This window comes from Streptomyces sp. (assembly GCF_036566765.1).
Classification (GTDB): Bacteria; Actinomycetota; Actinomycetes; order Streptomycetales; family Streptomycetaceae; genus Streptomyces.
The window spans coordinates 1-10,813 of the sequence record NZ_DATCVQ010000337.1 but is presented as its reverse complement, the minus strand read 5'-3'; the positions used below and the strand labels follow the sequence as shown (position 1 = coordinate 10,813).

Below are 10,813 nucleotides of genomic sequence, written 5' to 3'. Positions count from 1 at the left end.
GAGATGGCCCGGTCGACCTCGGCGAAGACGCCGCCCTCGGACTCGAAGGTCACCGAGAGCCGGGAGCTGGCCCCGGCCTGCTCGCCGGCCGCGGCCTCCAGCTTCGCGGTGGCCCGCAGCAGCGCCTCGCGGTCGCCCTCGCGCAGCCCGGGCAGGGTGGCGACGGCCCGCGCGGCGACCAGCAGCGCGGTCGCCTCGTCGGCGGCGAGCCGCAGCGGCTCCGCGGCCTCCGCGCCGAGCGCGCCCGGGTTGCGCCACCAGATCCGGTCGCCGTCGGTGTCGATGTCGAGCAGGTCGCCGCCCCGGAAGCTGGTGCCGCACATGGGCAGCACGTCCAGGTCGGAGATCAGCTCGTCCTCGGTGATGCCGAAGGCGCGGGCGACGTCGGCGACGTGCGCGCCGGGGCGCTCGCGCAGATAGGTCACCAGCGAGAGCATCCGCCGGGTCTGGTCAATGGCGTTGGCAGCCATGCTCTCCCCCTCAGCCCTTGGCCACGGCGCGCAGCCGGTCCATGACGTCCGCCCGCAGGTCGGCGGGCTCCAGCACGACCACGTCGGGCCCGAACTCGACGAGCCAGGCGTCCAGGCCGTGCCCGTACGGGATCTCCAGCTCGTCCCAGCCCTCGCCGGCCTCGCGCGCCGAGGTGGCGCGGGCGCGCAGCGGGTAGCCGCTGCCGGTCCGCAGCCGGATCTTGGCGGAGCGGGTGGCGGTCTCGCCGGCCCAGCTCTCGACGGTCTCGCGCACGGTGACCGCGTCCGGCACGGGCACGGTGAAGGCGCCGGCGCGGGAGCGGACCCTGCCCGTGATCCGGGACAGCCTGAACACGCGCTCGGCGGCGCGGTCGCGGTCCCAGCCCGCCAGGTACCAGTGGCCGCGCCAGCACTCCAGGGTCCAGGGCTCGACCTGGCGGGGCTCGGGGCGGGCGGCGGTGGCCTTGCGGTAGTCGAAGGTGACGGGGCGCCGGTCGCGGCAGGCCAGCATCAGGGGCTCGAAGGCGGCCTCGTGGACGGGGATGCGCGGTTCGAGGGCGCTGTGCTGCGTCTCGTACGCGTCCTCCGCCTCCGGCATGCCCGCGGCGCGGAGCTTCTGGAGCGCGCCGCTGGCGGCGCCGGCGAGGCGCGCCTGCTGCCACACCTTGGCGGCCAGGCCCAGGGCGGCGGCCTCCGCGGCGTCGAGGGTGATGGGCGGGAGGCGGTTGGAGTCGCGGCGGGCCAGGTAGCCGGTCTCGCCCTCCAGGTTCTCGACGGTCTCGATGACCAGGCCGAGCTCGCGCAGATCGTCCTTGTCCCGCTCGAACATCCGGTTGAAGGAGTCGTCCGTGCCGGCTTCCATGTAGGCCTCGATGGAGCCGCGCAGCTCCCGCTTGCTCAGCGGGCGACGGGTGCCCAGCAGACACAGCGCAAGATTCATCAGCCGCTCGGCCTTGGCAATGGCCATCGACGCCCTGCACCTCTTCTGCCGGATTGACTTCTCGGACGTCCGACCGTACCGCCCCGGGGTGTCCGGACAAAAGCCGAGGGCCCCCGCCGTGGAGGCGGGGGCCCTCGGGAGACCGGTTGCGATCGGGTCAGCGCTTCTTCACGCCGACGAGGTCGCAGACGAAGATCAGCGTCTCGCCGGGGGCGATCTTGCCGCCGGCGCCGCGGTCACCGTAGGCGAGGTTCGCGGGGATGATCAGCTGGCGGCGGCCGCCGACCTTCATGCCCTGGACGCCCTGGTCCCAGCCCTGGATGACCTGGCCGGCGCCGAGCAGGAACTCGAGCGCGCTGCCGCGGTTCCAGGAGGCGTCGAACTCCTCGCCGGTGGAGAAGGAGACACCGACGTAGTGGACCTGTACGGCGTCGCCGGCGGCGGCGACCTCGCCGTCGCCCTCCCAGATGTCCTTGATCTCCAGATCCTTCGGCGGCTCGCCGCCCGGGAAGTCGACCTCGGGCTTCTCGATGCTCACTGAACTGCTCCTCAAACTGATGAACTGGGCAACCGGGACAGTCTTACATCTTCGCGAGGATGTCCAAGGCGAAGACGAGCGTCGAGTTCTTCGGGATGCCCTGCTTCTCCTCGGCGCCGAAGGCCAGGGCGGGCGGCGCGACGATCAGGACGCGGCTGCCGACCTTCTTGCCGACGATGCCGTCCTTCAGGCCCTTGAGGGTCAGCTGCGGGAGCGGGAAGTTGGCGGTCTTGCCCATGTCGTACGTGGAGTCGAACTTCTTCCCGGGCGGCGGCGCCCAGGTCAGCGCCACGTAGTTCACGACCACCGTGTCGGTGGCCTTCACGGTGTCGCCCTTGCCCTCGATCACGTAGTTCGAGACGAGCTTGGTCGGCGGGTCGGCCTTGGGGACGACGACCGAGGGGGCCTTGCCGTCGGTGTTCGTGCCGACCTTCGGCAGGTCCTTGTCGTCCTGCGCGACCACGGTGCCCGTGGCGGACTTCGGGATCGTCGTGGCCTTCAGGATGTCGACGACGAAGACGAGGGTGGCGTTCGGCTTGATGCTCGGCGGCGAGCCCTTCTCGCCGTAGCCGAGCTCCGGCGGGATGCCGAGCTCGACGCGGCTGCCGACCTTCTGGCCCTCCAGGCCCTGGTCCCAGCCCTGGATGACCTGGCCGGCGCCGAGCGTCAGGTCGAACGGCTGCCCCCGGTCGAAGCTGTTGTCGAAGGGCTTGTCCGAGTCCCACGCCTGGCCCAGGTAGTTGACCTGGATCGCGTCGCCCTTCTTCGTGACCGGGCCGTCGCCCTCGCTGATCACGTTGACCTTGAGTTCCTTGGGCGGGGTGCCCTCGCCCTTGGCGAGAGTCGGCTTCTCCCCGAACTTCTCGCCCGCGGTGATGGCGGGCAGCCCGTTCTTCATCGAGGCGGAATCGGAGCCCTTGTCGTCGCTGCCGCACGCCGCTGTCGAGAGCAGCAGCAGCGGGACGACGAGTAGGCCGGCAAGTCGGCGCACGTGTTCCTCAGATCTCAGACGGCACAGTAGTTGCCCGACACTCTAGGGGGTGCCCCTGTGTGCCCGGGGGTGTGCCGAGGGCCCCGTACGAAAACGTACGGGGCCCGGACCGTCGCGCCCAAGCGCGGTCCTACATTCCGGCGATCAGCTTTTCCACCCGATCGTCGACGGAGCGGAACGGGTCCTTGCACAGCACCGTGCGCTGTGCCTGGTCGTTCAGCTTCAGGTGGACCCAGTCCACCGTGAAGTCCCGGCGCTGCTCCTGGGCGCGGCGGATGAAGTCGCCGCGCAGCCGGGCCCGAGTGGTCTGCGGGGGCACCGACTTGCCCTCGAAGATCTTCAGGTCGTTGCAGATCCGGGCCGCCTGCCCCTTGCGCTCCAGCAGGTAGTACAGCCCGCGCCGGCGGTGGATGTCGTGGTACGCGAGGTCTATCTGGGCGACCCGCGGGTGCGACATGGTCATGTTGTTCTTGGCCCGGTACCGCTCGATGAGCTTGTACTTCATGACCCAGTCGATCTCGGTGCCGATCCGGTCGAGGTCCTCGGCGTCGATCGCGTCGAGCGTGCGGCCCCACAGCTCCAGGACCTGCGCGACCGTGCCGGTGCGGATGCCCCGGCGGTCGACGAAGTCGGCGGCCTTCTCGTAGTACTCGCGCTGGACCTCCAGGGCGGAGGCCTCGCGCCCGCTGGCCAGGCGCACCTTGCGCTGCCCGGTGATGTCGTGGCTGACCTCGCGGATGGCCCGGATCGGGTTCTCCAGGGTCAGGTCGCGCATCACGGTGCCGGCCTCGATCATGCGCAGCACCAGGTCGGTGGCGCCGACCTTCAGGAGCATCGTCGTCTCGGACATGTTCGAGTCGCCGACGATGACATGGAGCCGGCGGTAGCGCTCCGCGTCGGCGTGCGGTTCGTCACGGGTGTTGATGATGGGCCGCGACCGGGTGGTCGCGGAGCTGACGCCCTCCCAGATGTGCTCGGCGCGCTGGGAGACGCAGTACACGGCCCCGCGCGGCGTCTGCAGCACCTTGCCGGCGCCGCAGATGAGCTGACGGGTGACCAGGAACGGAATGAGGATGTCCGCGAGCCGGGAGAACTCGCCGTGCCGTGCGACGAGATAGTTCTCGTGGCAGCCGTAGGAGTTTCCCGCCGAATCGGTGTTGTTCTTGAAGAGATAGACGTCGCCCGCGATTCCCTCCTCGTGCAGGCGGCGTTCTGCGTCGACGAGCAGGCCCTCGAGAATGCGCTCGCCGGCCTTGTCGTGGGTGACCAGTTCGGTCACGTTGTCGCATTCCGGCGTTGCGTATTCCGGATGCGAACCCACGTCCAGGTACAGGCGGGCGCCGTTCCGCAGGAACACATTGCTGCTGCGGCCCCATGACACGACACGGCGGAAGAGGTAGCGCGCCACTTCGTCAGGAGACAGTCGGCGCTGTCCCCTGAACGTGCACGTGACGCCGTACTCGTTCTCCAGCCCGAAAATGCGGCGGTCCATGACTGAACATTACGCCTGATGGCCTGAGCTGAAACCGGGTTCGACTGCCGCGTTCCGATCATTTTCCGATGAGTACGCGGAGTTGTCGGCGTGTCCGGCGTGTCGCACCGAACGCCCCGGGGCCGCGAGCACCCGGCTGGTGGCCGCAAGGACCAGGAGGGCGGCGAGGCCGCCGGCGGCGGCCACGGCGAAGCTCGCGGCCGTCCCGGACAGTTCGACCGCGGGCCCGGCGACGGCGGTGCCCAGGGCCGCGCCCACGCCGAAGGTGGTGACCAGCCAGGAGAACGCCTCGGTGACCGTGCCGCGCGGCGCGTGGCGGTCCACGACGATGAACCCGCAGGCGAGGGCCGGGGCCAGGAAGACGCCCGCGACGCCGGACAGGACCGTCATCGCGACGACGCCGGGGGTGAGGATCAGCGGCAGGTACCCGAGCGCGAGCAGGCCGATGATGACGCGCAGCCGCCGCTCGGGGGCGCCGGCCCACTGCCGGGCGCCGTAGAGCACGCCGCCGATCAGCGCGCCGAGGCCGAGCGCGGCCATCAGCCAGCCGTACACCGAGGGGTCGCCGTGGTCGTCGGCGTAGGCGACCCCGGCGACCGTGATGGAGCCCAGCGCGATGCCGACGAACAGGAAGGAGCCGAGCAGGGCCAGCAGCCCGGGCGAGCGGAGCGCGCCCAGCCAGTGGGCCTCGCGCGGCGCGGAGCGCCAGGCGCGGGACGGCTTGGACACGATCACGGAGAGCGCGCCGAGGACGCCGAGCGCATTGATCACGAGCAGCGCGGCGGCCGGGGAGTGCAGCGCCACCAGCAGGGTCACCAGGAGCGGGCCGACGGTGAACATCACTTCCTGGGCGACCGCGTCCAGGGCGTACGCCCGGTGCACCCGGTCCTCGCTGCCCAGCACGCTGGGCCACAGCGCGCGCAGCCCGCCCTCCAGCGGTGGCGTGAACAGTCCGGCCACGACGACCGCCGCGTAGGCCACGGGGAGCGGTGTGATGCCCACGGCGGCGAGCAGGACCATGCCCAGGGCGGAGACGATCGCGGCCGGGAGCTGGACCCGGGGCTGCCCCTTGAGGTCGACCAGGCGGCCGAGGAGGGGCTGGCCGACGGCGTTGGCCAGGCCGTACGCGGCCGCGAGCCCTCCGGCGAGGCTGTAGCCGCCGCCCTCCGCGCGGGCGAAGAGCACGATCGCGACCGGCCCGGTGCCGTTGGGCAGCCGCCCGAGGAGGGTGCCGGCGAGCAGCCGGAAGGCATGGGGCGCCCGGAGGATGTCGAGATAGCCGCCGCTCCGGGCGTCCTCGGTGGCCATGTGCTGCCTCCTGATTCCCGGGCGATCCCCCCGAGGTTTTACGTATAACGTCGAGCGTCATACGTACCATGTCCTCCGTACGCGGGTCCACCCCGCACCCCGGGACCCGGCCACGCGGAGGCAGTGAGTGCAGACCTCGGAATCCCCCGGCGGGACCCGGCCGACCAGCCGCGACGTCGCACGGGCCGCCGGGGTCTCGCAGGCCACCGTCTCCCTGGTGCTCGGCGACAAGTGGCGGGGCAGGGTCTCCGAGCGCACCGCGGGGCTGGTGCGCGACGCCGCCCGCGACCTCGGCTACCGGCCCAACCTCGCGGCCCGCAATCTGCGCCTCGGGCACACCAGGACCGCCCTGCTCGTCGTCCCTGCGCTCAGCAACGAGTTCTTCGCCCGGGTCTACACCGGCGCCGCGACCGTCGCCGCCCGACACGGCTTCGGCGTGGTGCTGTACCCCTCCCCCGAGGGCGTCGGCCCGGCCCGGGACCCCTTCGCCTCCGCCCGCGCCGCGCTGGACGGGGTGATCGCCTCCTCCATGGCCGCGGACGCGCTGACCGCCTTCCGCGGCACCGACCTGCCGCTGGTCATGCTGGACAGCGACCCCGCCGACACCGGCCCCGCCGCCCAGGTCAACCTCGACATCGCCGACGGCATGCGGCAGGTGACGGACCATCTGCTCGGCCTGGGCCACCGCCGGTTCGTCCACCTGGCGTCCGCCGTGCCCTCCTGGACCTTCGACGTGCGCGCCGCCGCCCTCGCCGACGCGCTGCGCGGCGTCGAGGTGCGCACCGTGCACGCCCCGCTCGACGTCGCCGGGGCGCGCGCCGCCTCCGAGCAGGCCCTCACCGGCCCCGGACCCCGGCCCACGGCGATCGTCTGCGACGACGACGTCCTGGCCGCCGGCGCGTGCAAGGCGGTACGGCGGCTGGGCCTGCGGATCCCCGAGGACGTCTCGGTCACCGGCTTCGACGACCTCGCCCTCGCCACGGCTGTGGAGCCCGAACTGACCACGGTCCGGCTGCCGGCCGAGCGAATCGGCGAGCGCGGCATGGCCGCCCTCCTCGCCGTCCTCGCGGGCGAGCGGCCCGAGCCCGGGGACATTCCCGTCACGCTGGTCCACCGCGGCTCCTCAGGCCCTCCCCCGGCCTCCTGAGCCCGCGGCAGGGCGTGCGGACGCCGACGGGCCCCGAACGAGGGCGTGCAGACGCCGACGGGCCCCGCCCCACCGCCGGAGCGGAGGGGCGGGGCCCGTCGCGTACGCGATGCCCGGGGCTACTCCTCGGAGTCGCCCTCCGGGATGTCGTCCGACGGGTCGTCCGTCTTCGTCACCGCGGCGTCGTCCGCCTCCAGCAGCCGCGACAGCTGGCGACCGACGATCCGCTTGAACTTGCGCTGCTGCGGGCGCGTGCGGTCGAGGACCGCCACCTCCAGCCGCTCCGCGGGGATCTCCCGCTCGCTGCCGTTGGTGTCCCGGGACAGCGCCTGCACGGCCAGCTTCAGCGCCTCCGCGAGCGACATCCCGTCCCGATGACGCTGGTCCAGGAAGCTGCTGATCTGCTCCGCGTTGCCGCCGACCGCGACCGAGCCGTGCTCGTCCACGATCGAGCCGTCGTGCGGCAGCCGGTAGATCTGGTCGCCCTCGGGGGCCTCGCCCACCTCGGCGACGACCAGCTCCACCTCGTACGGCTTCTCGCCCGCGCTGGAGAAGATCGTGCCCAGCGTCTGCGCGTAGACGTTGGCCAGGCCGCGCGCGGTCACGTCGTCGCGGTCGTAGGTGTAGCCCCGCAGGTCGGCGTAGCGCACACCGCCGATCCGGAGGTTCTCGTACTCGTTGTACTTGCCGGCGGCGGCGAAGCCGATCCGGTCGTAGATCTCGCTGAACTTGTGCAGGGCGCGCGACGGGTTCTCGCCGACGAAGACGATGCCGTCGGTGTACTGGAGGACGACCAGGCTGCGGCCGCGGGCGATGCCCTTGCGGGCGTACTCCGCCCGGTCGGCCATGGCCTGCTGAGGAGAGACATAGAACGGCGTCGACACCGGCTATCCGTCCCTTTCTGTCAGTGACGAGTGAGTCAGAGCAGGGCGGCGCGCGGGCCGTCGGGCTGCTCGAGGCGGCGCTCCAGGATCGAGCGCGCGATCTCCGAGGACTCGGCGTCGGTGACCCGCCGGAAGCCGCCCTCGGTGATGACGGTGACGATCGGGTAGATCCTCCGGGCCACGTCCGGGCCACCGGTCGCCGAGTCGTCGTCCGCCGCGTCGTACAGCGCCTGGACGACCAGCGTGGTCGCCTGCTGCTCCGTCAGGTCGTCGCGGTAGAGCTTCTTCATGGAGCCCCGGGCGAACAGGGAGCCGGAGCCGGTGGCCGCGTACCCGTGCTCCTCGGAGCGGCCGCCGGTGACGTCGTAGGAGAAGATCCGGCCGCGCTCGCGGTCCAGGTCGTAGCCCGCGAAGAGCGGCACCACGGCCAGGCCCTGCATGGCCATGGCGAGGTTGCCGCGGATCATCGTGGAGAGCCGGTTGGCCTTGCCCTCCAGGGAGAGCTGGGCGCCTTCGACCTTCTCGAAGTGCTCCAGCTCCAGCTGGAAGAGCTTGACCATCTCCACCGCGAGGCCGGCGGTGCCGGCGATGCCCACGGCCGAGTACTCGTCGGCCGGGAAGACCTTCTCGATGTCGCGCTGCGCGATCATGTTGCCCATGGTCGCCCGCCGGTCACCGGCGAGCACCACGCCGCCGGGGAAGGTGGCGGCGACGATGGTCGTGCCGTGCGGCGCCTCGACGATCCCCTCCGGCAGCTTCCGGTTGCCCGGCAGCATCTCCGGCGAGTGGTCGGACAGGAAGTCCAGGAACGAGGACGAGCCCGGCGTCAGGAAGGCAGCTGGTAGACGCCCGGTGCTACGAGTGTTGGCTTCCACGCGTGTCCCTCCAGGTGATGAGATGGCCCGACGAGGGTGTCGGGATGGTCTCCCAACTTGCCGATGGCCGAATTGCAGTTGAAGCACAGTACGCCTGGGACCCTACCCGCCTTGTGACGGTGATCCACATGAAGTCCGGACACGGTTGGGCGGAAGCCGCGGGCGCCGCGCGCCCGGCGCGTACCGCCGTGCCGCGCGCAGCGCCTCGCCTAGTCGCTTCCGCCGCTCACTCCCGCCCTGCGTCTTCGATTCGAAGGCAGGGCGGGGCTACTGACCGCCCTTTTGCACGAAGGACCGCACGAAGTCCTCCGCGTTCTCCTCGAGCACGTCGTCGATCTCGTCGAGAACCGAGTCGACGTCGTCGCTCAGCTTCTCCTGGCGTTCCTTGAGGTCGGAGCTCGCCTCCGTGGTGGTCTCCTCGACCTCCTCGGTGGAACGCTGCGCCTTCTGCTGTCCGCCGCCGGTGTCCTTGGTCGCCATTTCCCTCACCCCGCTCGAATCGGCCCGCTCGGTTGAGACTCTCAAGATCAGACCCTACAAGCCGGGTCCGACATCGGCCCCGCGGTTGGTGCAACGTCCGGGGGCCACTTCCATGATTCCCTTACTCGGGACCTTTCAGCCGTGCCTCAGCCGCCGGACAGTACGCGGACCAGTTCCTCGGCCGTCCGGCAGCGGTCCAGGAGCTCCTTGACGTGGTTCCGGGTACCCCGCAGGGGTTCAAGGGTCGGCACGCGCTGCAGCGAGTCACGGCCCGGCAGGTCGAAGATCACCGAGTCCCAGGAGGCCGCGGCGACGTCGTCCGCGTACTGCTCCAGGCAGCGGCCGCGGAAGTACGCCCTGGTGTCCTCCGGAGGCTTCGCCTCGGCCCGTTCCACCGCGTCCTCGGACAGGAGCCGCTTCATGCGCCCCCGGGCCACCAGACGGTTGTACAGGCCCTTCTCGGGGCGCACGTCGGCGTACTGGAGGTCGACCAGGTGCAGCCGGGCGGCGTCCCAGTCGAGGTTGTCGCGCCGCCGGTAGCCCTCCATGAGCTCTCGCTTGGCGATCCAGTCCAGCTCGCCGGCCAGGCTCATCGGGTCGTTCTCCAGCCGGTTGAGCGTGTCCTCCCAGCGGACCAGGATGTCCTTGGTCTGCTCGTCGGCGTCGGCCCCGTAGCGCTCCTCGGTGTACTTCCTGGCCAGTTCGAAGTACTCCATCTGGAGCTGGACCGCGGTGAGTGTCCGGCCGCTGCGGAGCGTGATCAGGTGCTGCAGGCCGGGGTCGTGGGAGACCTGGTGGAGGGTGCGGACGGGCTGGTCCACCGCCAGGTCGACGTTGATGAACGAGTCCTCGATCATCGACAGCACCAGGGCGGTCGTGCCGAGCTTGAGGTAGGTGGAGATCTCCGAGAGGTTCGCGTCGCCGATGATCACGTGCAGTCGGCGGTACTTCTCGGCGTCGGCGTGCGGCTCGTCCCGAGTGTTGATGATGGGCCGCTTCAGGGTGGTCTCCAGGCCGACCTCGACCTCGAAGTAGTCCGCGCGCTGGCTGATCTGGAAGCCGTTCTCGCGCCCGTCCTGGCCGATGCCGACGCGGCCGGCGCCGGTGACGACCTGGCGGGAGACGAAGAAGGGCGTCAGGTGGCGCACGATGTCCGAGAACGGGGTCTCCCGCTTCATCAGGTAGTTCTCGTGCGTGCCGTACGAGGCGCCCTTGTTGTCGGTGTTGTTCTTGTAGAGGTGGATCGGCTGGGCGCCGGGCAGCTGGGCCGCGCGTTCGGCGGCCTCCGCCATGATGCGTTCGCCGGCCTTGTCCCACAGGACCGCGTCCCGCGGGTTGGTGATCTCCGGCGAGCTGTACTCGGGGTGCGCGTGGTCGACGTAGAGCCGTGCCCCGTTGGTGAGGATGACGTTGGCGAGGCCGATGTCCTCGTCGGTCAGCTGACTGGAGTCGGCGGTCTCGCGGGCGAGGTCGAAGCCTCGCGCGTCTCGCAGCGGGTTCTCCTCCTCGAAGTCCCAGCGGGCGCGTCGCGCCCGGTGCATCGCCGCCGCGTAGGCGTTGACGATCTGGGACGAGGTGAGCATGGCATTGGCGTTGGGGTGGCCGGGCACGGAGATGCCGTACTCCGTCTCGATGCCCATTACTCGCCGTACGGTCATGCGGCCCTCCTTGCCCGGCGGCGTTCCCTT

At 71.0% G+C, this 10,813-nt stretch carries 10 protein-coding genes and 2 pseudogenes; 1 reads left to right on the top strand and 11 read right to left on the bottom strand.

Annotated features, from left to right (window positions below):
* The 6 genes and pseudogenes from VIU94_RS20000 to VIU94_RS19975 all read right to left on the bottom strand — a co-directional run.
* Positions 1-470 (bottom strand): annotated as a pseudogene (locus VIU94_RS20000) (WYL domain-containing protein); the annotation flags it as partial.
* A 10-nt stretch (positions 471-480) separates the two neighbouring features.
* Complete coding sequence (locus tag VIU94_RS19995; RefSeq protein WP_331913201.1) at positions 481-1,437, bottom strand: helix-turn-helix transcriptional regulator; 957 nt, start codon at positions 1,435-1,437, stop codon at positions 481-483.
* Positions 1,438-1,567: 130 nt separating this feature from the next.
* Positions 1,568-1,948 (bottom strand): FKBP-type peptidyl-prolyl cis-trans isomerase, encoded by a 381-nt coding sequence (locus VIU94_RS19990; protein ID WP_331913200.1) that lies wholly within the window; start codon positions 1,946-1,948, stop codon positions 1,568-1,570.
* 43 nt (positions 1,949-1,991) lie between these two features.
* Entirely contained in the window at positions 1,992-2,939 is a 948-nt protein-coding gene (locus tag VIU94_RS19985; RefSeq protein ID WP_331913199.1) for an FKBP-type peptidyl-prolyl cis-trans isomerase, read from the bottom strand.
* Positions 2,940-3,069: 130 nt separating this feature from the next.
* Positions 3,070-4,431 (bottom strand): Pup--protein ligase, encoded by a 1,362-nt coding sequence (gene pafA, locus VIU94_RS19980; protein ID WP_331913198.1) that lies wholly within the window; start codon positions 4,429-4,431, stop codon positions 3,070-3,072.
* A gap of 9 nt (positions 4,432-4,440) precedes the next feature.
* The gene (locus VIU94_RS19975) at positions 4,441-5,739 is read right to left on the bottom strand and encodes an MFS transporter (protein ID WP_331913197.1); all 1,299 of its coding nucleotides are present in this window, start codon (positions 5,737-5,739) and stop codon (positions 4,441-4,443) included.
* Positions 5,740-5,866: 127 nt separating this feature from the next.
* Between VIU94_RS19975 and VIU94_RS19970 the strand changes: the two genes are divergently transcribed.
* Positions 5,867-6,886 (top strand): LacI family DNA-binding transcriptional regulator, encoded by a 1,020-nt coding sequence (locus tag VIU94_RS19970; RefSeq protein ID WP_331913196.1) that lies wholly within the window; start codon positions 5,867-5,869, stop codon positions 6,884-6,886.
* A gap of 119 nt (positions 6,887-7,005) precedes the next feature.
* Here the strand turns inward: VIU94_RS19970 and prcA are convergent, their stop codons facing one another.
* From prcA to dop, 5 genes and pseudogenes are all read right to left on the bottom strand, one after another.
* Positions 7,006-7,770, bottom strand: a complete 765-nt coding sequence (gene prcA / locus VIU94_RS19965; RefSeq protein WP_331913195.1) for a proteasome subunit alpha — start codon at positions 7,768-7,770, stop codon at positions 7,006-7,008.
* A gap of 35 nt (positions 7,771-7,805) precedes the next feature.
* The gene (gene prcB, locus VIU94_RS19960) at positions 7,806-8,645 is read right to left on the bottom strand and encodes a proteasome subunit beta (protein WP_331913194.1); all 840 of its coding nucleotides are present in this window, start codon (positions 8,643-8,645) and stop codon (positions 7,806-7,808) included.
* Positions 8,597-8,776, bottom strand: a pseudogene (locus tag VIU94_RS19955) (endonuclease domain-containing protein); the annotation flags it as partial. The gene prcB and the pseudogene VIU94_RS19955, both read right to left, overlap by 49 nt.
* Before the next feature lie 136 nt (positions 8,777-8,912).
* Positions 8,913-9,125, bottom strand: coding sequence for a ubiquitin-like protein Pup (locus tag VIU94_RS19950; RefSeq protein ID WP_331913192.1), 213 nt, complete (start codon positions 9,123-9,125; stop codon positions 8,913-8,915).
* A 146-nt stretch (positions 9,126-9,271) separates the two neighbouring features.
* Positions 9,272-10,783, bottom strand: a complete 1,512-nt coding sequence (gene dop, locus VIU94_RS19945; protein ID WP_331913202.1) for a depupylase/deamidase Dop — start codon at positions 10,781-10,783, stop codon at positions 9,272-9,274.
* Positions 10,784-10,813: the final 30 nt, after the last annotated feature.

What these genes read in the sequence shown, in the direction of transcription:
- VIU94_RS19995 (WP_331913201.1), bottom strand. Translation starts at nt 1,437, where the DNA reads ATGGCCATTGCCAAGGCCGAGCGGCTGATGAATCTTGCGCTGTGTCTG.
- pafA (WP_331913198.1), bottom strand. Translation starts at nt 4,431, where the DNA reads ATGGACCGCCGCATTTTCGGGCTGGAGAACGAGTACGGCGTCACGTGC.
- VIU94_RS19975 (WP_331913197.1), bottom strand. Translation starts at nt 5,739, where the DNA reads ATGGCCACCGAGGACGCCCGGAGCGGCGGCTATCTCGACATCCTCCGG.
- VIU94_RS19950 (WP_331913192.1), bottom strand. Translation starts at nt 9,125, where the DNA reads ATGGCGACCAAGGACACCGGCGGCGGACAGCAGAAGGCGCAGCGTTCC.
- dop (WP_331913202.1), bottom strand. Translation starts at nt 10,783, where the DNA reads ATGACCGTACGGCGAGTAATGGGCATCGAGACGGAGTACGGCATCTCC.